This is a genomic window from Erwinia persicina (genome assembly GCF_019844095.1).
In the GTDB taxonomy this organism is placed as follows: domain Bacteria; phylum Pseudomonadota; class Gammaproteobacteria; order Enterobacterales; family Enterobacteriaceae; genus Erwinia; species Erwinia persicina.
The window spans coordinates 648229-670207 of sequence record NZ_CP082141.1 but is presented as its reverse complement, the minus strand read 5'-3'; the positions used below and the strand labels follow the sequence as shown (position 1 = coordinate 670207).

Here is a 21979-nt window from a genome sequence, read left to right as displayed (position 1 = left end):
GCATACCATGAAAATTGTTTGTGTGGCCGCCTGCACGGCAGGCATCGCGCATACCTATATCGCGCGAGAAAAACTGATTAAAGGCGCGAAGGCGCTCCACTTCGACATCCTGGTCGAAACCCAGGGCACCATCGGTACCGAGAATCCCCTGAGTGCGGCAGATATCGCTGCCGCTGACGTGGTGATCCTGGCGGTGGATATCAAAATCAACGGCGAGGAACGTTTTAAGGGTAAACCGGTGGTACGGGTAAAAACCGATGTTGTGATTAAGTCCCCGGTGAAATTCCTTGAAAAAGTGGCCGATTCGCTCGCACGCGCCTGACCACTCTGAGGGGAGATCACCATGAACAGTCAATCTAAAAAACTGGGACAAGAGATTAAGGGACATCTGTTGACCGGGATCTCATGGATGATCCCGCTGATCGTCGCCGCCGGGATCTGCATTGCGCTCGGTCAGGTGATCGGCGGCCCCGACGTCGGTAAACAGACCGGGACCGTCGCATGGATGCTGAATCAGATCGGCGGCTGGGGAATGGGCCTGATCGTCCCGCTGATCTCCGCCGCTATCGCATGGTCGGTTGCCGACCGCCCGGGTTTTGCACCGGGCCTGATCGTCGGTTTTATCTGCGGGCAGATTGGCACCGGGTTTATCGGCGGTATTCTGGGCGGCTTCCTGGTGGGCTACACCGTGCTTGTCCTTAAGCGCAGCATCAAACTTCCCGCGTCGATGCAGGGACTGATGCCAGTGATGATCCTGCCGGTGCTGAGCACGGTCATTGCCGGGCTACTGATGATGACCTTTATTGGTCAGCCGATCGTCTGGCTACAGAAAGCGCTGATCCATCTGCTGGAGTCGATGCAGGGCGGATCGAAGTTTCTGATGGGGGCGATCCTTGGCGCCATGGCCACTTTTGACTTTGGGGGGCCGGTCAATAAAACCATGTCGCTGTTCGCTGACGGCATGCTGGTCGATGGTATTTACGGCCCGGAAGCCGTGAAGTTTGTCGGTTCGATGATCCCTCCGTTTGGTATCACCCTCTCCTTCCTGCTGACGCGCAACAAGTACACTCGCGCCGAAAAAGAGGCGCTGAAGGCGGCCTTTCCGATGGGGCTTTGCATGATCACCGAAGGGGTGATCCCGATTGCGGCACGCGACCTGTTTCGCGTGGTCGGCAGCTGTGTCGTGGCGTCGGCCATTGCTGGCGGGTTGATTATGGTCTGGGGCGTTGAGGCACCGGTGCCGCACGGTGGCATGTTTGTCGTCCCGCTGTTCACTAAGCCCGTGATGTTCTGCCTGGCGCTGGGAATTGGCACTGTTATCTGCGGCGTGATGTTGTCGCTGATTAAAAAGCGCGTGACAGAAGCCGATGAAGAGTTCAACGACGTCGATGATGGCAGCCTGCGCGACGAAGACATTAAATTCACTCTGGAATAAGGAGTTGTTATGTACGCCTCAATGAAAGCCGTGATTGCCGATGCCTTTCAGCGACAGTACGCGGTGTTAGCCATTAACTGCTTCAACCTGGAAAGCGCGCGTGCGGCCATTCACGCCGCCAGTGCACAGCGCGCCCCGATTATCCTGAATATCTATCAGGGGCACTGCGAACACTTCCCACCGGCGGTCGCGCTGCCGCTGGTCAGGGCGCTGGCAGAGCAGGCCAGCGTGCCGGTAGCCCTCAGTCTTGATCACGGCCGCGACTTTAGCCTGATTGGTCAGTGCTTTCGCGCCGGATTCACCGGTCTGATGATTGACGCCTCCGCTTTTCCGCTGGAGGAGAACATCCGCCAGACTCAGCAGGTGGTGCAGATGGCGCACACCGCCGGGGTTTGCGTGGAGGGTGAGCTGGGCCATATTGCTGATGCACCGGTCTATGACCTGCAGGATGCCAGCGTCAAGATGACCCGGGTGGCCGATGTGGTGCCGTTTATCACGCAAACTGGCATTGACCTGCTGGCCGTGTCGGTCGGTACCGCTCACGGTCTTTACCCTGCGGGCGTGACCCCGAAGATTGATTTTACCCGACTGGAGGCGCTGCACTGCGCCTCAACGCTACCGCTGGCCCTGCATGGCGGCAGCGGCACCCAGGCCGGGGATATTCGCCGCGTCAGCCAGCACGGTGTGGCAAAGATTAACGTTGGTGCGGCGGTGTTTGAAGCCGGAAAAAGCGCACTGCAACAGGCCCTAAAACAGCACCCTCAGGCGGAGCTCCCCGATCTGATGGCGGTGATGGAATCTGCCTGTCGCGAAGTGGTTACTGAGTATCTCAACTGGTCTGGCGCCGTGGGTAAAGCCTAACGCCTGATCCGATTCCGTTCACCCTGCATTCCGTCAGTGACCTTCACTGATGCAGGAAAGTCTTGCCCAAAATCTGACTCTTAAGGAGTACAACCATGTTGATGTCTATGCACGAACTGTTAAAACCAACCCGTGAAAATCGCTTCGCCATTGGTGCCTTTAACGTGGCCGACAGCTGCTTTATCCGCGCCGTCGTCGAACAGGCGGAAGCCAGTAACAGCCCGGCGATCATCTCCATCCACCCCAGTGAACTGGAGTTCGTGACCGATGAGTTCTTCGGCTATGTGCGTGAGCGTACCCTGCGCAGCCGTATTCCTTTTGTTATCCACCTTGATCACGGCGCATCGGTTGAGCACGTCCAGCGTGCCATTCAGTGCGGGTTTACCTCCGTGATGATTGATGGATCGCTGCTGCCGTATGAAGAGAATGTGGCGCTGACGAAGGAAGTGGTGAAGCTGGCCCATGCGGTGGGGATCTCGGTGGAAGGCGAGCTGGGCACCATTGGTGATACCGGCACGTCAGTGGAGGGCGGGGTCAGTAAGGTCATTTATACCGATCCCGATCAGGCTGAGGATTTTGTCGCCCGGACTGGCGTGGATACGCTGGCGGTCGCCATCGGCACCGCACACGGCATTTATCCAAAAGATATGAAGCCGGAGCTGCAAATGCATATCCTGCGCGAGATCTCACAGCGCGTGTCGATCCCGCTGGTGCTGCACGGCGGATCGGCCAACCCGGATGCGGAGATAGCAGAATCCGTGACGCTGGGCGTGGGTAAGATCAATATTTCCAGTGATATGAAATATGCCTATTTCGCCAAAACGCGTGAGATCCTCATCCGCGAAGCCTGGTGGGATCCGAATGCCATCTATCCGGAGCCGATCAAGGCGGCAAAAGCGGTGATCGCCTATAAAATGTCCCTGTTTGGATCGACGGGTAAAGCGGATTTATATCGTTAGGGTAGGTCTTTGGTTTGGGCCACTGTTTTAAGGTCCAGGGCCAGGCCTTAAGGTTAAGGGGGTTTCGCTTTCCCGCTGCGCGGGTGGAGCGACAAGGGGCGGCCAGTCGCCGCCGCCCCTTTAACTTGACCTGGCCCTGGCCTGCCGTTATTTCCCCGCTAACCACTGCTGCACAATCTGCTGGTATTCACCGGTGGCTTTACTCAGGTGCAGCCACTGATCAACGTACATTTTCCAGCTGATGTCATCGCGTGGCAGCATCCAGGCCTTTTCCCCGTACTGCAGCGGCTTATCCGGGTTAATGGCACAGAGCGACGGATAGCGCTTCTGTTGATACAGCGCTTCAGAGGCGTCGGTGATCATCACGTCCGCTTTTTTGTCCACCAGCTGCTGGAAAATCGTCACGTTATCGTGAAACAACGTCAGGTTTGCTTTCGGCAGGTACGCGTGGACGAAGGCCTCATTGGTTCCCCCCGCCGGTTCAATCAGACGTACCGATGGTTTGTTCATCTGTTCCACCGTACGGTATTTCTTCTTATCCGCGCAGCGCACCAGGGGAATTTTGCCATCGGTATCCAGCGGGTTGGCGAACCATGCCGTCTGCTGGCGTTTCAGCGTCACTGAAACGCCCCCCAGGGCTACGTCGCACTGCTTGCCGATAAAATCAGGCGTCAGGGTTTTCCAGGTGGTCGGCACCCACTTCACCTCCGCCCCCAGACTTTTTGCCAGCGACTGCACCAGGGAGATATCAATCCCCTCATAGCTGCCGTCCTGACGCAGATAGGTATAGGGCTTATAATCTCCGGTGGTGCAGACCACCAGGGTTTTGCTTTGCATGGCACGGTCAAGATGTGACTGCGCGCTGGCGCTGCCCGCGACCAGCAGGAGGGCCACAGCCCCGATTTTCATCATCATAGTTCTCTCATTGTTATTATCAGTGCCGCGTATTGTTGCTTAAAACGCAATAGTATTGTGATTAGCACCCCATTTTTCTCACAGCCGACGTCGGATACACTCTCCGGTATTGCACACTGTTGAGAAAAAATCATGAGCCAGATTTTAATTATTGATGCCGGTAAAGCCTTCGCCCACTCAAAAGGTGAACTGAACCATACTCTGACCCAGGTCGCAGCGAGCTTCCTGCGCGATGCCGGGCATCAGGTCGATGTCACCGTGCTGGACGACGGTTACGTGGTCGCCGATGAAATCGACAAATATCTTGCCGCCGATACCGTTATTTATCAAATGCCGGGCTGGTGGATGGGCGAGCCGTGGACGCTGAAAAAATATATCGACGAGGTCTTCACCGAGGGCCACGGTAAACTGTACGCCAGCGATGGCCGTACCCGCTCCGATGCGGCGAAAAAATATGGTTCCGGTGGCCTGCTGCAGGGCAAAACCTATATGCTGTCCCTGACCTGGAATGCGCCGCTCCAGGCGTTTACCGACCCGGAACAGTTCTTTGAAGGCGTGGGCGTAGACGGTGTCTATCTGCACTTCCACAAGGCCAACCAGTTCCTCGGTATGGACGGTCTGCCAACCTTTATCTGTAACGATGTGATCAAACAGCCGGATATTGCAGGCGATATCGCACGCTATCGGACTCATCTGAGCGCGATTTTTGCTTAACTGGACACTCACCCATTGGGTTCCCCGGTAAAAAGGAAACAGTATGCTGACCGTAATCGCTGAAATCTGTATCAAGCCAGGCCGACGTACTGCCGTTTTACACGCTATTGAGCGTCTGACCCCCACCGTGCTGGATGAAGAAGGCTGCGGTAGTTACCAGGCATTGATTGACCACAAAGCCCAGGTGCCCTGGAAGCAGCACTCCCCTGATTCCATTTTTATGGTGGAGCACTGGGATTCACTGCGACATCTGGAGCAGCACCAGCAGGCTGACCATATGGAACGGCATCGCACCGCCATCAAAGACGATGTGGTCGATGTGAAAATCTTTGTACTGGAACCGGCACGATAAAGGCCGGCGGGCTGACCGGTAAAAGGTCGGCCCCTGGCGGTTATCACCTTGCCATGCAGGGGCAGACCTTCTGTTTGGTTCGCCCTTTTTACAGCAGGGTCTTGCTGGCAAACTGCTCGCTGAGATAGTCCAGGAAGCAGCGGATCCGCACGGCCAGCGTGCTGTTGCGGTAGTACACCGCATGGATCGGGTGAAACATCTCCCGCGTCTCCGCCTCCAGCACCGGCACCAGCCTGCCGGAGGCGACATCCTCCCGGCTGAGAAAGTCCGACACCCGCGCAATGCCCATGCCGTTAACCGCCAGCTGACGCAGCGTCTCACCGCTTGAGGCCATCACCGTCGGTTTAATCTGCAAAAACTCCCCTTCCGAACGCCATACCGGCCAGATGTTATGCTGATCCAGATTGCAGAAGCCCAGCAGACGGTGCTTATCCACCATATCAGCGACGCTGAGCGGTACGCCGTGCTCCTGCAGATAGGCCGGGCTGGCCATCAGCCGCAGCCTGCTGCTGCCGAGCGCGCGGGCGTGCATGGTGGAGTCACGCAGTTCGCCAATGCGGATGGCAATATCGGTCTGCTGCTCCAGCAGGTCGATCACCACTTCATCGGTATTCAGTTCTAACTGGATCAGTGGAAAACGTCGTGAAAACTCCGGCATCAGCGGCACGATGACGTGCAGCATAAATGGCGTGGCGGCATTGACGCGCAGGCGACCGGAGGGGATTTCACGCCGCTGGGCAATCTGCTCTTCCGCGGTTTCCACCGAACGAATAATCTGCCGGGCGTGCTCAAGAAAGATCTGCCCTTCCTCCGTCAGCGCGATGCGACGGGTGGTGCGGTGTAGCAGCGTGGTTTGCAGTTTGCTTTCCAGACGGCTGAGGGCGCGACTGATACCGGAGGTGGTCTGGTTAAGCTGCTCCGCGGCGGCAGTGATCGAACCGGTATCGACCACGACGACCCACGCACGAAGCTCTTCAAGGGTGATTTTCAAGAGTTCAACCTGGTAGAAAGATGACCCTGCAATTCTAACAGAATCACGGCAGGACCTCGCACAGGTTGACGTCTTTATGCGTTTACGGCTTTACCGGGCCTGGAGGCAGACAACATCCGACCAACGGCAGCAAAGCAGAAAGCTGGGTTTAAATTTTCGTTTCAGAAGGGGTAAAGAGGACACTGCAGAATGGGCAAAGAAGGTTTTTATTCTTATGAACTCTGGGGGCGCTGTGGTCAGCACTTTTACTGCATTTTGGACAGGCGATGGAGATGAGAAAACCGTTTGATTTAGGTTGTTTTTGATTATAAGCCATAAATATTTCCTGTGTTGTTTGGACGCGTATAGTACACCCTCGCGGCCTATTCCCCTCACTCTTTATTGCTTAAATCTGTCTTCAGGCAGCATATCAGCGGATTATTTTGCAAAAAGCGGGGCCAACTGTCTCCCGGTGGAGGAAAAACAGTCGGCCCGCCGCGTTTACGTGGAAAATCCTCAGACCTCGATTTCCGCCATATCGCCTTTTTCCTGCAGCCAGTTACGGCGATCTTCAGAGCGTTTTTTCGCCAGCAGCATATCCATCACCGCCATCGTATGCGGGAGATCCTCATCGCTGATGGTGAGCTGCACCAGACGGCGGGTGTTCGGATCCAGCGTGGTTTCGCGCAGCTGCAGCGGGTTCATTTCACCCAGCCCTTTAAAGCGCTGTACGCCCGGTTTGCCTTTCTTGCGCTTTAACTGCTCAAGAATGCCCGCTTTCTCTTCTTCATCCAGCGCGTAATAAACCTCTTTGCCGAGGTCAATACGGTACAGCGGCGGCATCGCCACGTAGACGTGGCCATTTTTTACCAGCGTGCTGAAATGGCGGACAAACAGCGCACACAGCAGCGTGGCGATGTGCAGGCCGTCGGAGTCCGCATCCGCAAGGATACAGATCTTGCCGTAGCGCAGCTGGCTCAGATCTTCACTGTCAGGATCGATACCGATCGCCACGGAAATGTCATGCACCTCCTGCGACGCCAGCACTTCATCCGAGGAGACTTCCCAGGTATTGAGGATCTTACCCTTCAGCGGCATGATCGCCTGATACTCACGGTCGCGCGCCTGTTTGGCCGATCCACCTGCTGAGTCCCCTTCCACGAGGAACAGCTCCGTACGGGCAAGATCCTGGGCAGAGCAGTCGGCCAGTTTACCCGGCAGGGCCGGCCCGCTGGTCAGCTTTTTACGCACCACTTTTTTCGCCGCACGCAGGCGGCGCTGGGCACTGGAAATTGCCAGCTCTGCCAGCATTTCTGCGGCCTGAACGTTCTGATTCAGCCACAGGCTGAAGGCATCTTTCACCACACCGGACACAAACGCCGCGCACTGGCGGGATGACAACCGCTCTTTGGTCTGCCCGGCAAACTGCGGATCCTGCATTTTCACCGACAGCACATAGGCGCAACGGTCCCAGATATCTTCCGCCGACAGCTTAACGCCGCGCGGCAGAATATTACGGTATTCGCAGAACTCGCGCATGGCGTCGAGCAGGCCCTGACGCAGGCCATTAACGTGGGTGCCGCCCTGCATGGTCGGGATCAGGTTAACGTAGCTTTCCGTCAGCAGTTCACCGCCTTCCGGCAGCCACAGCAGCGCCCAGTCAACCGCTTCCACATCCCCGGCAAACGCACCGACGAAGGCTTTTTCTGGCAGCGTCGGCAGGCCGTTGACGGCTTCCATCAGGTAATCGGTCAGGCCATCGGCGTAGCACCAGGTCTGTTCGGTATTGTTCAGCTTATCTTTGAAAACAATCTCAACGCCCGGGCACAGTACGGCTTTCGCTTTCAGCAGGTGGCTGAGGCGCGAAACGGAGAAGCGCGGGCTGTCAAAGAAGGACTCATCCGGCCAGAACTGGACGCGGGTGCCGGTATTGCGTTTACCAACGGTACCGGTCACCGTCAGGTCCTGCACTTTATCGCCGTTTTCAAACGCCATTTCGTACACTTCGCCATTACGGCGAACGGTGACTTCGACGCGTTTTGACAGCGCGTTAACCACCGAGATCCCCACGCCGTGCAGGCCGCCGGAGAACTGATAGTTTTTATTGGAGAATTTACCGCCGGCATGGAGGCGGCAGAAAATCAGCTCAACGGCCGGTACGCCCTCTTCCGGGTGAATATCTACCGGCATGCCGCGCCCGTCGTCGATCACTTCCAACGATTGATCGGCGTGCAGGATCACTTCCACGCGCTTGGCGTGACCGGCCAGCGCTTCATCCACGCTGTTATCGATCACTTCCTGGCCTAAGTGGTTAGGACGGACGGTATCGGTGTACATACCCGGGCGGCGACGCACGGGTTCAAGGCCGCTGAGAACCTCAATGGAGTCAGCGTTATAGCTGGATTGAGTCATCGTAACAATCTGATTGGTAGTGGCTAAAAATGAGTGGCCAGACGCCGGTGTTAACTCACTCCTGAAAACCTAAGAAGTCGAGCATCGCGGAGAAATGGCGTTCGAATCCGATAAAAGCATGATTTCCGCCCTCTTCTACCGTCTGACGGCAGGCGCTGTAATAGTCCAGGGCCTGGCGGTAGTCGAGCACTTCATCGCCCGTTTGTTGCAGTAACCAGAGCAAATCCGGTGACTCTAACGGGTCAATCTGCATCACTTTTAGATCGTAAATATGGCGAGACTCTAACACATATTGCTGGCCGGTGTATGGGTTCTCGTTGTGACCGAGATAATCGGCCAGCAGCTCAAACGGACGTACCGCCGGGTTGACTACCACGGCAGGGAGAGTGAAACATTGCGACAGCCAGGTCGCATAATACCCGCCCAGTGACGAGCCAATCATTCCCAGTTGCTCTCCCGCTGACTGCAGGACAAATGTCTCCAGCAGGGCGGCGGCTTCAGAGGGAAACGCCGGAAGCTGTGGCACATGCAGCCGGATGTCCGGCCGGTGTTCTGCCAGCCACTGTTTAAACTGGGTTGCTTTGGCGGATTGGGGTGAACTGTTAAAACCATGCAGATAAAGCAGCGTGGCCATCGGTCAGTATCCTTCTGAATCGAGATCCGGGTTGAACATGCGCGTGGTCAGACGCTGCACCTGGGTTTCCAGTCGCCCGTCATCATAGAGGTCAAGCCAGCGCCAGCCTGGAGACTCGGCATCAATGGTAAAGTTGGTACAGTGCGGCTTGAACTGCACACAGGTCGATGGGGAAGCCAGTACGCGCCGTCCGTGCCAGTCGAGATCCAGTTCCTGATGAATATGCCCACACAGCAGGGTCTTTGCCAGAGGATAGCGCTGCAGAACACTATCCAGCATATGCGGATTCCTCAGACTGTGCTGGTCCAGCCATGAACACCCGGACGGCACCGGGTGATGATGTAATAACACCAGCGTATGGCGCTGTGGTTCGGCCGCCAGCGCACCCTCCAGCCACTCGAGCTGATAGTCGCTCAATTCACCATGGGGGACGCCGAAGACCTGACTGTCGAGCAGCACTATCTGCCAGTGGTCCCCCACCAGCACCTGTTTTTGATCGGCAATATGGGATGCCGCCAGCGTGCTGAACATCGTTGGCTGAAAGTCATGATTACCGGGCAACCAGACGCAAGGTGCCGACAGGCATGAGATGCCCTCAGCAAAATGCTGATAGGCTTCCATTGAGTGGTCCTGCGCCAGGTCGCCAGTCGCGACAACAAGATCGTAGTGACGCCGGTCTGCTGCAATCACCTCCAACACGGCGTTAAAACTGGCCCAGGTATTCACCCCTAACAGCGTTTCGTGTTTACCTGCAAACAGGTGGGTATCCGTTATCTGTAAAATCCTGACTCTGGACCCACTCGCCACAGGAAGTTTTAACAGGCTATCCAATCAACGTCCTTAACTCGCTCTGAAATGTCGCAGCTTAAATTTTAAACCGGAACTGCCATCGCACCGTGGGACAAACAATAGCGCAGCCAGTCCGCTAAAAACTGGTTAATTTGGTGTTTTTCATCACGCTGATGCAATTTTTTATTAGGGTAATCATAGCGTGCTTTAAAGCGATAGATCTGCTGTGTTGAACACACTTCCGCCACCATCGCATCGTGGTAAAGCCTGACCGACATCGATGGCAGGCTCCAGTAGCTCACTGCCGGGGCCGTTTGTCGAATCTCCACCAGCGTGGTGTAACGCGTCGATTCCTGGATGGTAATCTGATAGCTGGCACCGTTCACCTGATACGCCATCGACTCTCCCGCCCGATCCTCCTTGGGTAACAAGCGCCGCAGCTGCGCAAAATTCGTTTCGCAGACGCGCATCATTTCAGGAAAATCGGGGACATAGCGTTTCATTATTCAGGATTCCACTCTTCTCGTAGCTGTTTATGGTGCAACTCCAGCCATTGCAAAGCAATGACAGCCGCTGCGTTATCAATTTTCCCCTGTTCCACCCACTGGTAAGCCTGACTGCGACTGACCACATGCACGAGAATATCCTCATTCTCCTCCTCCAGACCGTGGTTTCCCTCCGCCACGCTGGCATCCACTTCACCGACAAATACTGACAGGCGTTCAGTAGTACCTCCCGCACTGGAGAGATAGTTCACCACCGGTTTTACCCGTCCGGCGACGATCCCGGCCTCTTCCACGGCTTCCCGGCGGGCCACTTCTTCCGGCGTTTCCCCCGGTTCGATCATCCCGGCCACCAGTTCCAGCACCCAGGGCGTTGGGCTGGTGTCGTACGCGGCAATACGGATTTGCTCAATCAGCACCACTTCGTCGCGCTGAGGGTCATAGGGTAGCAGCACCGCCGCGTGACCGCGCTCAAAAATTTCCCGGGTTACTTCACCACTCATGCCACCATTAAACAAGCGGTGACGAAACCGGTAGCGCTCCAGCGAAAAAAAACCACGATAGAGCGTCTCGCGTGCAATAATTTCTACATCGTTTTTGGTGAAAGTCACTGGGTATTTGTGACCAGTTTCCATAACAACTTCTCCTGGGAAATGGTGGCAAAAACGTAAAGTGCAAGAGTATTCCGACAGTTGTCTGGTTCTTAACGGATTATTTAAGTAAATTAAGGCAAGATGGCACTTTCAGCCAACTTACCTTATCGGAACTCTCTGCTATTATCGGCGATAATTTTTGGCCTACGTCAGCGCTACCATAGCAATTTTGCTGCACTACAAGGAATGCAAATGAACAAACTGCTCCCTTTACTCATCGGTCTGAGCCTGGGCGGCTTCAGTGTTGCCAGCCAGGCTGAAAACCTGCTGCAGGTATATCAGCAGGCGCGTTTATCAAATCCTGACCTTCGTAGCTCTGCGGCCGATCGTGATGCTGCCTTTGAGAAAATTAATGAAGCCCGCAGCCCGCTGTTACCGCAGTTAGGCCTGGGTGCTGACTATACCTATAACAGCGGCTACCGCGATGCACGCGACACCCATAACGATTCTAAAAGCGCTTCACTGCAGCTGACACAAACCATTTTTGATATGTCAAAATGGCGCGCGCTGACCCTGCAGGAAAAAACGGCCGGGATTCAGGATGTCACCTATCAGACGGCACAGCAAACGCTGATCCTCAACACGGCGACCGCGTATTTCAACGTGCTGAATGCCATCGATACGCTGTCCTACACCGAAGCGCAGAAGCAGTCCATCTATCGCGAACTGGATCAGACCACACAGCGCTTTAACGTTGGCCTGGTCGCTATTACCGACGTACAGAACGCCCGTTCACAGTACGACACCGTACTGGCCAACGAAGTCTCGGCGCGTAATGCTCTCGACAACGCGGTGGAAACCCTGCGCCAGGTAACGGGTAATTACTATCCTAATCTGGCCTCGCTGAACGTTGATACGTTCAAAACCGAAAAACCTCAGCCGGTCAATGCGCTGCTGAAAGAAGCGGAAAGCCGCAACCTGTCGCTGCTGTCTGCCCGCCTGTCTCAGGATCTGGCACGTGAGCAGATTCGTTCTTCAGAAACGGGTCATATGCCCACGCTGGATCTGACCGCCTCAACCGGTCTGTCAAATACCCGTTATGGCGGCGATCGTGCCAGCCCGAACAGTAATGACAACATCAGTGGCAGCAACCAGGTTGGCCTGAGCTTCAATATGCCGCTGTACAGTGGCGGGTCGGTCAGCTCCCAGGTGAAACAGGCACAGTATGCGTTTGTGGCTGCCAGCGAACAGCTGGAAAGTGCTCATCGCAGCACCGTGCAGACCGTGCGTTCTTCGTTTAATAACGTCAACGCGTCGATCAGCAGCATCGAAGCCTATAAGCAATCCGTCGTGTCGGCACAAAGCTCTCTGGATGCGATGGAAGCCGGTTACTCGGTGGGCACACGCACCATCGTCGACGTGCTGGATGCCACCACCACCCTGTACAATGCCAAGCAGCAGCTGGCAAACGCCCGTTACAGCTACATGATTAACCAGCTCAATATCAAGTCTGCGCTGGGTACGCTGAACGAGCAGGATCTGCAAACGCTGAACAATCATCTGGGCAAAGATGTTGTCACCTCGCCGGAGAGCGTTGCCCCCGAAAATGCGCAGCAGACTGCCTATGCTGACGGAGCACAAACGCCGCCACGCACCACGAACGCCGCAGAGCCCCGTCGCACTTCAGCGCCTCGTGCCAGCGGCAATCCATTCGGTCAGTAGTCCCCTGAGGGGCAGCGATGGCTGCCCCTTCACAATCAAACGTATAGCTACGTAAAGATCCCCTCCTGGTCAGGCCTCATCGCTTCATTTTTCACCGCTGTTCCCCTATCCTATGCACTACCTTTGGGCACAGGACGAAAAGTGATGAAACGGACTAAACAGATTAATCATGCCTCCTTTCGCAAAAGCTGGAGCGCACGTCATTTAACGCCGGTTGCGCTGGCGGTAAGTGCAGTATTTATGCTGGCCGCATGTGAACAGGCCGACGAAACCGTCTCCATGTATCAGAATGCGGATGACTGCTCTGCTGCGAATCCAGGCAAGAGCGCACAATGCACTACGGCGTTTAACAACGCCAAAGAAGAAGCGGTGAAAACCGCACCGAAATATGCCAGCCGTGAAGACTGCGTGGCAGAATTTGGTGAAGGTCAGTGCCAGCAGGCTCCGGCTCAGGCTGGCGTCGGCACGACAAATGCAGAATCGCAGTCCAGCGGCAGCTTCTGGATGCCACTGATGGCCGGTTACATGATGGGCCGTATGATGGGCGGCGGTATGGGGCAACAGCAGCCGCTGTTCTCCTCAAAGAACCCGTCCAGCCCGGCGAACGGCAAATTCGTTGATGCCAGCGGCAAAAGCTATGGTGCTGCAACGCCAGGCCGAACCATGACCGTTCCTAAAACGGCGCTGGCACCGAAACCTGCCACGACCAGCACCGTCACTCGCGGTGGTTTTGGTGAATCCGTTGCTAAACAAACCGCCATGCAGCGTAGCAGTGCCTCCGGCACCAACCGCAGCATGGGGGGTTAAGCGCGGATGAAGCGTATTGCCATTGCTGAACGCCCCGACTGGCGTGAAAAAGCGACGGAATATGGTTTTCGTTTTCACACCATGCACGGGGAACCGTACTGGTGTGAAGATGCTTATTACCAGTTTACGTTGCAGCAGATTGAATATCTGGAAGATGTCACCAGCGAACTGCACCAGATGTGTTTGCAGGCGGTGGAACTGGTGGTTAACAGCGAAGAGCTGCTGACCAAGTTCCGCATTCCCAAACATACCTGGGATTTCGTGCGCGAATCATGGAAAAGCCAGCAACCTTCGCTCTACTCCCGGCTGGATCTGGCCTGGGACGGGGAGTCCCCGGCCAAACTGCTGGAGAACAACGCGGATACCCCGACATCGCTGTATGAAGCGGCGTTTTTCCAGTGGCTGTGGCTGGAAGATCAGGTTAAGGCCGGCCAGCTACCGACCGGCAGCGATCAGTTCAACAGCCTGCAGGAAAAACTGATTGAGCGTTTTGCCGAGCTTCATCAGCAGCACGGATTTAGCTGGCTACATTTTGCCTGCTGCCGTGACACCGATGAAGATCGCGGTACCGTTCAGTATCTGCAGGACTGCGCGACGGAAGCGGGTCTGCCGAGTGAATTCCTGTTTATGGATGAGATTGGTCTGGGCGAGAAAGGGCAGTTTACCGACCAGCACGATCAGGTGATTGGCAATCTGTTCAAGCTTTATCCGTGGGAGTTCATGCTGCGCGAGATGTTCTCCACCAAGCTGGCTGATGCCGGCGTGCGCTGGCTGGAACCGGGCTGGAAAAGCATTATCTCTAACAAGGCGCTGCTGCCGCTGTTATGGAAAATGTTCCCGAATCACCCCAATCTGCTGCCGGCTTACTTCGCAGAAGACAACGTGCCTCACATGGATAAATATGTGGTTAAGCCGCTGTTCTCCCGTGAGGGGGCCAATATCACCATCGTTGAAAACGGTCAGGAAATTGCGCGCGTTGACGGGCCGTATGGAGAGGAAGGGATGATTGTCCAGCAGTTCCATCCGCTGCCGAAATTCGGTGACAGCTACACGCTGATCGGCTCCTGGCTGATTAACGATCAGCCTGCAGGGATTGGCCTGCGGGAAGATCGCGATTTGATCACTCAGGATCTGTCACGTTTCTATCCCCACGCATTTATTGAATAAAACGGGCTGACCGCAACAGAAGGTCAGCCCCGGCACAATGCGTGTTTCCCTGCCCCACAGAGGGCGCCCTTTTCCGGTCGCCCTCTGTCGCAGGTCTCTCCCTGCGTAATGATCACCTTTTTCCGGGCGACCTTCCGCTTCTGCCTGTTACCCTACCTGTACCGACAGCATACTCAGTGAACCCATCACTATGCCATCGACCGGAACGGTAATTGCCTCACCTTCCGCACGTGCGCCCAGCACATACAGCAGTGGCAGATAGTGCTCCGGCGTCGGGTTAGACAGCGCTGCCCCGTCATGTTGCATAAAGTTGATCAGCGGGTGCTGCTCTGACTCACCTTCCCAGCTCAGATTCTCGCGCACATACTGGTTGAAAGATTCTGCCCACGGCCAGGCTTCCGCCTCCCCGCTCCAGCGCACCATGCGCAGGTTATGCACCACGTTACCGCTGGCGACGATCATCACACCCTGCTCACGCAGCGCAGCCAGCTTGCGGCCCAGTTCAAAATGATAAGCCGCCGGTTTTGTCGCATCCACACTGAGTTGCACCACCGGGATATCGGCCTGCGGGTACATTTTGATCAGCACGCCCCACGAACCGTGATCGAATCCCCATTCCTGATCCAGCTCCACTGCCACCGGTGAAAGTGCTTCCGCAACCTGACGGGCCAGCGCCGGAGAGCCCGGGGCGGGATAACGGGTGTCGAACAGCGCCTGGGGGAAACCGCCGAAATCATGAATTGTGCGCGGATTTTCCATTGCCGTGACGGCCGTACCACGGGTGTACCAGTGTGCCGACACGGCAATAATCGCCTTCGGGCGCGGCAGGGTTTTGCCCAATTCTCGCCAGGTTTCCGTCCAGATATTCTCTTCCAGCACGTTCATCGGGCTGCCATGACCGAGGAACAGAGCAGGCATACGTGTGTGGCTCATGGTGTGACTCCAGCAAAGTTTTTGTTCAATGCAGTCCACATTACGCGCTTTTTGACACGGATGAACCAGGATAACCCTGACGAAGATAGTCAGAAAATTTGAATGGAAGCAGGGAAGGAGTGACGCAGCTTAAAGGCGGGGTGCGCGAGAAGAGCCAGCGCACCCATAGCCCGAAGTATGACGGGGATGCTCCCCTAAATAATTCAGGTTAGGGGCAGGCGGCCACGCAGCACATCCCCGGGAGCGTACATCAGTACGTGACTGGGGTGCGCGAGGAGAGCCAGCGCACCCATAGCCTGAAGTATGACGGGGATGCTCCCCTAAATAATTCAGGTTAGGGGCAGGCGGCCACGCAGCACATCCCCGGGAGCGTACATCAGTACGTGACTGGGGTGCGCGAGGAGAGCCAACGCACCCATAGCCTGAAGTATGACGGGGATTAGCTGGCCTGGCGGGTCTCGTGACTACGACGATACGCCACCAGGTCTTCGATGGTCACAACCGGCATGTTGTGCTGTTTGGCAAAGACGATGGCTTCCGGCGCGTGCGCCATGGAACCATCATCATTGGTCAACTCACACAGCACGCCTGCCGGCTTGAAGCCTGCCAGCATCACCAGGTCGATAGTGGCTTCGGTATGACCACCGCGGGTCAGCACGCCACCGGCACGGCCGCGCAGCGGGAAGACGTGCCCCGGACGATTCAGATCGTCTGGTTTCGTGTCATCTGCGATTGCCGTACGGATGGTGGTCAGACGGTCGGAGGCCGACACGCCGGTGGTGACGCCTTTCGCGGCTTCGATGGTCACGGTAAAGCCGGTGCCGTAGGCGCTGGTGTTATCCTCAACCATCATCGGCAGCTCAAGCTGCTGCAGACGTTCTTCGGTCAGGCACAGGCAGACAATACCGCTGCCGTGACGAATGGTGAGCGCCATCTGCTCAACGGTCATGGTTTCCGCAGCGAAGATCATATCACCTTCGTTTTCACGATCTTCATCGTCTAAGACCATCACACCGCGGCCTTCGCGCAGCGCCTCAATGGCACGGGTTACACGCTGTTCAGGCGTGCCAAATTCAGAAAGTAGCGACTGATTCATGGTAAATAAACCTTAATAAATGTATGGGTTACCAGAATCAGGGCGTGCTTAGGAGTGTCATGCAGTGACAAAAAAATAACGCGAGGCAGGCAAACGCCCGTCAAGATTCGTTACTCTCTCCCATCCGGACTTTAACCGTCGGCCCCGGAATTACACCGGATCTGCTGTCCTTCAGGAGTGATCCTGAAGCGCTCGCGGGCTTTCAGCAAACGCTGATTTACCGCCGGTGGGGAATTTCGCCCCGCCCTGAGAATAAGCAAAATCATCATAACGCCGAAAAAGTGACAGAGCAACGAACAAAACGGGCAAATTGTTATCCATTTTTTCGCTATGGTGTTTTCAGGTTTATCCCTGAGCCATCTGGGATTACACTAAGATCAAATTCGCTGCTATCAGGAAGCCGCTATGCTTGACCCCAAAAAAATCGAACAGCTTGCCCGTCAGGTTCATGAGTCCATGCCAAAAGGTATTCGTGAGTTTGGTGATGATGTAGAGAAGAAAATTCGTCAGACGCTGCAGGCACAGCTGACCCGTCTGGATGTGGTGAACCGTGAAGAGTTTGATGTACAGACTCAGGTGCTGTTGCGCACCCGCGAGAAGCTGGCTGCGCTGGAGCAGCGTCTGGCCGAACTGGAAAGCCGGGTCTCTCCGGCTCCGGTTCCTGCGGTGACCGAGCCAAAAGCAGCCGAATAAGTGACAATGCAGTATACGGCTGCCCTCCACGGGCAGCTGTTAACGATTAGTGGTTCCCGGTTCCCGAGATAATCGTTTTGATGATGTTACTGGTCGAAATACCGTCTTCGAAATTGAGCACCCTAACGTCGCCGCCGTTCGCCCACACTTCTTTGCTTCCGGCAATCTCTTCCGGCTTGTAGTCGCCGCCTTTGACCAGCAGGTCGGGCAGAACCTCCGCAATCAGGCGCTGAGGGGTGTCTTCTTCAAAGCCAATCACCCAGTCGACCGCTTCCAGCGCACCCAACACGATCATACGATTGATCAGCGGATTAACCGGGCGGGTTTCGCCTTTGAGGCGGCGGGTAGACGCATCGCTGTTAACCGCCACAATCAACCGGTCCCCCAGCTTGCGGGCATTAGCCAGGTAGGAGACGTGCCCGGCGTGCAGAATGTCGAAGACGCCGTTGGTCATCACCACTTTTTCACCGCGCTGACGGGCTTTCGCCACCTCAGCAATCAGCTGCGCTTCATCCATCACGCCAAATCCGGATTCCGGACGGGCGCGGATCGCATTTTCCAGCTCGACCGGAGACACGGTAGACGTTCCCAGCTTACCGACAACGACACCCGCCGCCGCATTGGCGAGGAAACAGCTCTCTTCGAGCGTATTACCGGCCGCCAGCGCCGCCGCCAGCACGCCAATCACCGTATCGCCTGCCCCGGTGACGTCAAACACTTCCTGAGCCTGCGTCGGCATATGGAATGGGGCTTTACCCGGCTGCAGCAGGGTCATACCGTGCTCTGAGCGCGTCACCAGCAGCGCGGAAAGCGCGTGCTGTAACATCAGTTTCGTGCCGCGTTCAACAATCTCATCTTCGGTCGTGCACTTGCCGACTACCGCTTCGAATTCGGAAAGATTCGGCGTCAGCAGCGTTGCGCCATGATAGCGCCCAAAGTCGGTGCCTTTCGGGTCCACCAGCACCGGAACACCGGCTTTACGGGCCAGGGCAATCATCGTCTCCACGCTGGCCAGCGCACCTTTGGCATAGTCAGACAGCACCAGCGCACCTATGTTTGGCAGCGACTGTTCGATCCGCTCATGCATCGGTGCCGGATCGACGCCTTCAAATCCCTCTTCGAAATCAAGGCGGATCAACTGCTGATTGCGGGATAACACGCGCAGCTTGGTGATGGTCGGATGGGTCGGCACCGGGACAAAATCACACTGCACATTGACACCGGTGAGGGTCGCACTCAGCGCACGCGCAGCGTCATCAACGCCGGTCAGCCCCACCAGCCGTGACTGCGCGCCCAGTGCGGCAATATTCATGGCCACGTTAGCAGCACCACCCGGGCGTTCCTCCACGTGATCGACTTTTACCACCGGTACCGGTGCTTCAGGTGAAATACGGCTGGTCGGGCCGTGCCAGTAGCGATCCAGCATCACATCGCCAACCACCAACACACCCGCACGCGTAAAATCAGGCAGTGTAATTTTCATTCCAGAGACTCCAGACTGCAGTAAAAATGAGTGCGCGCGATAATAGCACAATATGTCAGTGACTAATCATCGCGTCTGCACGGTAAGATCAGGCACCCAGCCACGTCTGCCAGCTGGCATTCACCACTGCTTTTTCAGGGGCATAGGCGTCTTCTTCGACATGCCCCGGCAGTTCCTGTAAGGCCAGATGGTGCAGCGCATCGCGCAGCGTGACATAGGCATGGGTCAGCGCCTCTGATTCTGCGGGCGCCATTTTGCCACTGTTGGCCAGCAGCTCAAGAATGCGCACGTTATCTGACCAGCGGGTAAGCATCGGATCCTGAGCGGCATAGCGCAGTACCAGATACTGGGTAATGAATTCAATGTCGGTGATCCCCCCACGGTCGGCCTTGATATCCCAGCGTCCCTTATGCTTGTTACCGAGGTGCGCGCGCATCTTCTCGCGCATTTCACGCACTTCCGTTTTCAGTGCGTCAGCTTCACGTGGTAGCGACAGAATACCGCGTCGGATCTGGTCGAATCGCTGGCTCAGGGCGGTATCGCCAAAGACGATACGTGCCCGCACCAGAGCCTGATGCTCCCAGGTCCAGGCCTCATGCCGCTGGTATTCATCAAACGCGTCAAAGGTGCTGACCAGCATCCCCGCTGCGCCGGACGGGCGCAGTCGGGCGTCCACCTCGTAAAGAATGCCAGAGGAGGTGCGCGTGCTGAACAGGTGCATGACGCGCTGCGCCAGGCGCAGATAGAACTGGCGGCCGTCAATACTGCGTTCGCCCAATGTCACCGCGTCCGGCGGACAGTCATGCAGGAACACCAGATCAAGGTCAGAACTGTAACCCAGCTCCCAGCCTCCCAGTTTGCCGTAGCCCACCACGGAGAAGCCGCGTTCGCTGTCATGGGTAAGGTGCGAAGGACGTCCGTAACGCAGTACCATCATATTCCATGCCTGCTGTACCACGGATTCAATCATCGCTTCTGCCAGCCACGTAAGGTGATCGCTCACTTTCATTACCGGCAGGGTTTTAGCAATATCCGCCGCCGCAATGCGCAGGTGCTGGGCCTGCTTAAACTGGCGCAGGGCTTCCAGCTGCTGCTCTTCATCTTCTTCCGGAATCCGCAGCAGATACTGGCGCAACTCATCGCGGTAGGCATCGGTGGCGGTGGGCTGATAGAGGGTCGCCGGATCGAGCAGTTCATCCAGCAGCAGCGGATGCCGCGCCAGCTGGCTGGCGACCATCGGGGAGGCGGCACAGAGGCGAATTAAGTGCTTCAGCGCGCCCTGGTACTCTGTCAGCAGTTCCAGATAGGTGCTGCGGGTAACGACACCCAGCAGCAGCGGAGTCAGGCGGCTGAGGGTCACCGGGGCATCATCACGCGGCACCACTTCACTGAGCAGGCGCGGCATCAGTTGCTCCAGCGCCTGGCGGCCGCGCGGGCCGATCGTCCGCTTATCCACATCCTGACGAAAATCGGTGATAGTGCGCAGCAGATGCTGGCGGGCTGCACCATCGAGATGCGGCACCAGCGGCTCCAGCTCGGTTTCTTCCAGCTGATCCTGCCACAGCACACCATACTCACCGGCGTCACGGTGATCGCCATGTTCCGGCGCATCGTCACCGATTAAATCGTCAAAGATGGTACGCACCGCCAGCATATGCCGGTCGAGCGCACCGTGTAAGGCCGTCCAGTCGGCAAAGCCCATGGCCCAAGCCAGACGAGCCCGATCCAGGTCACCGACCGGCAGCGTCTGCGTCTGCTCATCGTTAATGCTTTGCAGCAGATTTTCCAGACGCCGCAGGAAAAGATAGGCATCGTGCAACTGGCCCACCTGCTCTGTTGACAGCAGGTTTAGCTGGCCTATCGCTTCCAGCGTCGGCAGCAGGGAGCGCAGCTGAAGCGAGCGCTCGCGACCGCCGCGGATCAGTTGAAAAACCTGAACAATAAATTCGGTTTCACGAATGCCGCCCGCGCCCAGCTTAATGTTATCCGTCAGCCCACGTCGCCGCACTTCTCTGGCGATCATACTTTTCATATTTCGCAGGGACTGGATCACGCCAAAGTCGATGTAACGGCGGAAAACAAACGGGCGCAGCATCTGACGTAATTCTTCACTCCAGCGGTCATTATCGCTCCCCATCAGGCGCGCCTTGACCATCGCATAGCGCTCCCAGTCTCGCCCCTGCTCCTGGTAATAATCCTCCAGTGCGGCAAAACTCAGTACCAGCGGACCGCTGTCACCAAAGGGACGCAGACGCATATCGACCCGGTACACGAAACCATCGGCGGTAGGTTGATCCAGCACTTTAATCAGACGCTGGCCAAGACGGGTAAAGAACTGGGCATTATCCAGCTCACGCCGCCCGCCCTGCGTCGTGCCGTTTTCCGGCCAGGTGAAAATCAGGTCAATGTCGGAAGAGAAGTTAAGCTCCCCGCCACCCAGCTTGCCCATGCCGAGGATCAACAGCGGCTGCGGTTCCCCGGCGGCGTTCATCGGGGTGCCAAAATCCCGGCAGCAGGCATGCCAGAGCCAGTCGCGGGCGGCAACAATCAGGGTTTCCGCCAGCTCACTCAACTGCCGCAAAGACTGCTGCGTATCACTGATCGCCAGGGTCTGCATCCAGGCAATGCGTGTCAGCATGTGGCGACGGAACAGACGCAGCTCGCGCATCAGCGCGTTCTCATCCTGCACGTTCGCCAGCTGTGCCTGAAGCCAGAGGGAATAGTGGTGCCATTCATCCTGCTGCGGTGGCTGCTGCCGGAACTGCTGCCACCACGCCGGATATTTTGTCAGGTTATCGCTGATAAAATCGCTGAACGCCAGCACCGCCTGCTGCTCTGCGGAGGCATCGCTGAATACGGGATCAAGCAACGCTCGCTGCTGCTGCATCACGCCCGGCAGTGGCTGAGTTAATGATGGCACCATACAAAAAACACTCCCTAT

22 protein-coding genes and 1 riboswitch are annotated in these 21979 nt (G+C 56.5%); of the genes, 10 read left to right on the top strand and 12 right to left on the bottom strand.

Annotated elements, in window-relative coordinates; all coding sequences use genetic code 11:
- The first annotated feature begins 7 nt into the window (after positions 1-7).
- The 4 genes from K6L24_RS03100 to K6L24_RS03085 all read left to right on the top strand — a co-directional run bounded on the left by K6L24_RS03100 (position 8) and on the right by K6L24_RS03085 (position 3255).
- Positions 8-322: a PTS fructose transporter subunit IIB gene (locus K6L24_RS03100; protein ID WP_062745833.1), complete on the top strand. Its 315-nt coding sequence runs from the start codon at positions 8-10 to the stop codon at positions 320-322.
- A 21-nt stretch (positions 323-343) separates the two neighbouring features.
- On the top strand, positions 344-1435 hold the full coding sequence (locus tag K6L24_RS03095) for a PTS fructose transporter subunit IIC (protein ID WP_062745831.1): 1092 nt from the start codon (positions 344-346) through the stop codon (positions 1433-1435).
- Positions 1436-1444: 9 nt separating this feature from the next.
- Positions 1445-2296, top strand: coding sequence for a class II fructose-bisphosphate aldolase (locus tag K6L24_RS03090; protein WP_062745829.1), 852 nt, complete (start codon positions 1445-1447; stop codon positions 2294-2296).
- 95 nt (positions 2297-2391) lie between these two features.
- The gene (locus K6L24_RS03085; protein ID WP_222681940.1) at positions 2392-3255 is read left to right on the top strand and encodes a ketose-bisphosphate aldolase; all 864 of its coding nucleotides are present in this window, start codon (positions 2392-2394) and stop codon (positions 3253-3255) included.
- 147 nt (positions 3256-3402) lie between these two features.
- On the opposite strand, the gene K6L24_RS03080 is transcribed toward K6L24_RS03085, so the two are convergent.
- Positions 3403-4170: a transporter substrate-binding domain-containing protein gene (locus tag K6L24_RS03080; RefSeq protein WP_373279678.1), complete on the bottom strand. Its 768-nt coding sequence runs from the start codon at positions 4168-4170 to the stop codon at positions 3403-3405.
- A gap of 132 nt (positions 4171-4302) precedes the next feature.
- Here K6L24_RS03080 and K6L24_RS03075 point away from each other — a divergent pair, with 132 nt between their 5' ends.
- Together K6L24_RS03075 and K6L24_RS03070 are read left to right on the top strand one after the other, a co-directional pair.
- The gene (locus K6L24_RS03075; RefSeq protein ID WP_062745824.1) at positions 4303-4884 is read left to right on the top strand and encodes an NAD(P)H-dependent oxidoreductase; all 582 of its coding nucleotides are present in this window, start codon (positions 4303-4305) and stop codon (positions 4882-4884) included.
- Positions 4885-4927: 43 nt separating this feature from the next.
- Positions 4928-5236 (top strand): putative quinol monooxygenase, encoded by a 309-nt coding sequence (locus K6L24_RS03070; RefSeq protein WP_187509465.1) that lies wholly within the window; start codon positions 4928-4930, stop codon positions 5234-5236.
- A gap of 88 nt (positions 5237-5324) precedes the next feature.
- Here K6L24_RS03070 and K6L24_RS03065 read toward each other — a convergent pair whose 3' ends face one another.
- The 7 genes from K6L24_RS03065 to nudF form a co-directional block, all read right to left on the bottom strand.
- A complete protein-coding gene (locus tag K6L24_RS03065) occupies positions 5325-6227 on the bottom strand; it encodes a LysR family transcriptional regulator (RefSeq protein ID WP_062745820.1) in 903 nt (300 codons plus the stop codon).
- Between the two features lie 148 nt (positions 6228-6375).
- Positions 6376-6543, bottom strand: coding sequence for a YnfU family zinc-binding protein (locus tag K6L24_RS03060; protein ID WP_157076019.1), 168 nt, complete (start codon positions 6541-6543; stop codon positions 6376-6378).
- A gap of 179 nt (positions 6544-6722) precedes the next feature.
- On the bottom strand, positions 6723-8618 hold the full coding sequence (gene parE / locus K6L24_RS03055; protein ID WP_118665516.1) for a DNA topoisomerase IV subunit B: 1896 nt from the start codon (positions 8616-8618) through the stop codon (positions 6723-6725).
- 55 nt (positions 8619-8673) lie between these two features.
- Positions 8674-9252, bottom strand: a complete 579-nt coding sequence (gene yqiA, locus K6L24_RS03050; protein WP_062745812.1) for an esterase YqiA — start codon at positions 9250-9252, stop codon at positions 8674-8676.
- Between the two features lie 3 nt (positions 9253-9255).
- Positions 9256-10083, bottom strand: coding sequence for a 3',5'-cyclic-AMP phosphodiesterase (gene cpdA, locus K6L24_RS03045; RefSeq protein ID WP_118665514.1), 828 nt, complete (start codon positions 10081-10083; stop codon positions 9256-9258).
- A 41-nt stretch (positions 10084-10124) separates the two neighbouring features.
- The gene (locus tag K6L24_RS03040; protein WP_062745806.1) at positions 10125-10544 is read right to left on the bottom strand and encodes a DUF1249 family protein; all 420 of its coding nucleotides are present in this window, start codon (positions 10542-10544) and stop codon (positions 10125-10127) included.
- Positions 10544-11179, bottom strand: coding sequence for an ADP-ribose diphosphatase (nudF, locus tag K6L24_RS03035; protein WP_062745804.1), 636 nt, complete (start codon positions 11177-11179; stop codon positions 10544-10546). The genes K6L24_RS03040 and nudF overlap by 1 nt, the downstream gene beginning before the upstream one ends.
- 210 nt (positions 11180-11389) lie before the next feature.
- Between nudF and tolC the strand changes: the two genes are divergently transcribed.
- The 3 genes from tolC (at position 11390) to K6L24_RS03020 (ending at position 14833) form a co-directional block, all read left to right on the top strand.
- On the top strand, positions 11390-12859 hold the full coding sequence (tolC, locus tag K6L24_RS03030; RefSeq protein WP_062745801.1) for an outer membrane channel protein TolC: 1470 nt from the start codon (positions 11390-11392) through the stop codon (positions 12857-12859).
- Between the two features lie 144 nt (positions 12860-13003).
- Positions 13004-13666: a DUF1190 family protein gene (locus tag K6L24_RS03025; protein ID WP_062745799.1), complete on the top strand. Its 663-nt coding sequence runs from the start codon at positions 13004-13006 to the stop codon at positions 13664-13666.
- A gap of 6 nt (positions 13667-13672) precedes the next feature.
- On the top strand, positions 13673-14833 hold the full coding sequence (locus tag K6L24_RS03020) for a glutathionylspermidine synthase family protein (RefSeq protein WP_062745796.1): 1161 nt from the start codon (positions 13673-13675) through the stop codon (positions 14831-14833).
- 147 nt (positions 14834-14980) lie between these two features.
- Here K6L24_RS03020 and ygiD read toward each other — a convergent pair whose 3' ends face one another.
- Complete coding sequence (gene ygiD / locus K6L24_RS03015; RefSeq protein WP_118665512.1) at positions 14981-15766, bottom strand: 4,5-DOPA-extradiol-dioxygenase; 786 nt, start codon at positions 15764-15766, stop codon at positions 14981-14983.
- Positions 15767-16205: 439 nt separating this feature from the next.
- The gene (gene ribB, locus K6L24_RS03010) at positions 16206-16862 is read right to left on the bottom strand and encodes a 3,4-dihydroxy-2-butanone-4-phosphate synthase (RefSeq protein WP_222681939.1); all 657 of its coding nucleotides are present in this window, start codon (positions 16860-16862) and stop codon (positions 16206-16208) included.
- Positions 16863-16970: 108 nt separating this feature from the next.
- A riboswitch (FMN riboswitch) is annotated at positions 16971-17120 on the bottom strand.
- A gap of 147 nt (positions 17121-17267) precedes the next feature.
- Here ribB and ubiK point away from each other — a divergent pair.
- Positions 17268-17555, top strand: a complete 288-nt coding sequence (ubiK, locus tag K6L24_RS03005) for a ubiquinone biosynthesis accessory factor UbiK (RefSeq protein WP_062744352.1) — start codon at positions 17268-17270, stop codon at positions 17553-17555.
- Positions 17556-17601: 46 nt separating this feature from the next.
- On the opposite strand, the gene hldE is transcribed toward ubiK, so the two are convergent.
- Positions 17602-19038 carry a bifunctional D-glycero-beta-D-manno-heptose-7-phosphate kinase/D-glycero-beta-D-manno-heptose 1-phosphate adenylyltransferase HldE gene (gene hldE / locus K6L24_RS03000; RefSeq protein ID WP_062744353.1) on the bottom strand — a complete coding sequence of 479 codons (1437 nt, stop codon included), beginning with the start codon at positions 19036-19038 and terminating at the stop codon, positions 17602-17604.
- Positions 19039-19126: 88 nt separating this feature from the next.
- The gene (glnE, locus tag K6L24_RS02995) at positions 19127-21961 is read right to left on the bottom strand and encodes a bifunctional [glutamate--ammonia ligase]-adenylyl-L-tyrosine phosphorylase/[glutamate--ammonia-ligase] adenylyltransferase (protein ID WP_222681938.1); all 2835 of its coding nucleotides are present in this window, start codon (positions 21959-21961) and stop codon (positions 19127-19129) included.
- Between the last annotated feature and the right edge of the window lie 18 nt (positions 21962-21979).

Coding starts and splice junctions, on each gene's coding strand:
- K6L24_RS03100 (WP_062745833.1), top strand. CDS start 8: ATGAAAATTGTTTGTGTGGCCGCCTGCACGGCAGGCATCGCGCATACC.
- K6L24_RS03095 (WP_062745831.1), top strand. CDS start 344: ATGAACAGTCAATCTAAAAAACTGGGACAAGAGATTAAGGGACATCTG.
- K6L24_RS03090 (WP_062745829.1), top strand. CDS start 1,445: ATGTACGCCTCAATGAAAGCCGTGATTGCCGATGCCTTTCAGCGACAG.
- K6L24_RS03085 (WP_222681940.1), top strand. CDS start 2,392: ATGTTGATGTCTATGCACGAACTGTTAAAACCAACCCGTGAAAATCGC.
- K6L24_RS03080 (WP_373279678.1), bottom strand. CDS start 4,170: ATGATGATGAAAATCGGGGCTGTGGCCCTCCTGCTGGTCGCGGGCAGC.
- K6L24_RS03075 (WP_062745824.1), top strand. CDS start 4,303: ATGAGCCAGATTTTAATTATTGATGCCGGTAAAGCCTTCGCCCACTCA.
- K6L24_RS03070 (WP_187509465.1), top strand. CDS start 4,928: ATGCTGACCGTAATCGCTGAAATCTGTATCAAGCCAGGCCGACGTACT.
- K6L24_RS03060 (WP_157076019.1), bottom strand. CDS start 6,543: ATGGCTTATAATCAAAAACAACCTAAATCAAACGGTTTTCTCATCTCC.
- parE (WP_118665516.1), bottom strand. CDS start 8,618: ATGACTCAATCCAGCTATAACGCTGACTCCATTGAGGTTCTCAGCGGC.
- yqiA (WP_062745812.1), bottom strand. CDS start 9,252: ATGGCCACGCTGCTTTATCTGCATGGTTTTAACAGTTCACCCCAATCC.
- K6L24_RS03040 (WP_062745806.1), bottom strand. CDS start 10,544: ATGAAACGCTATGTCCCCGATTTTCCTGAAATGATGCGCGTCTGCGAA.
- nudF (WP_062745804.1), bottom strand. CDS start 11,179: ATGGAAACTGGTCACAAATACCCAGTGACTTTCACCAAAAACGATGTA.
- tolC (WP_062745801.1), top strand. CDS start 11,390: ATGAACAAACTGCTCCCTTTACTCATCGGTCTGAGCCTGGGCGGCTTC.
- K6L24_RS03025 (WP_062745799.1), top strand. CDS start 13,004: ATGAAACGGACTAAACAGATTAATCATGCCTCCTTTCGCAAAAGCTGG.
- K6L24_RS03020 (WP_062745796.1), top strand. CDS start 13,673: ATGAAGCGTATTGCCATTGCTGAACGCCCCGACTGGCGTGAAAAAGCG.
- ygiD (WP_118665512.1), bottom strand. CDS start 15,766: ATGAGCCACACACGTATGCCTGCTCTGTTCCTCGGTCATGGCAGCCCG.
- ribB (WP_222681939.1), bottom strand. CDS start 16,862: ATGAATCAGTCGCTACTTTCTGAATTTGGCACGCCTGAACAGCGTGTA.
- ubiK (WP_062744352.1), top strand. CDS start 17,268: ATGCTTGACCCCAAAAAAATCGAACAGCTTGCCCGTCAGGTTCATGAG.
- hldE (WP_062744353.1), bottom strand. CDS start 19,038: ATGAAAATTACACTGCCTGATTTTACGCGTGCGGGTGTGTTGGTGGTT.
- glnE (WP_222681938.1), bottom strand. CDS start 21,961: ATGGTGCCATCATTAACTCAGCCACTGCCGGGCGTGATGCAGCAGCAG.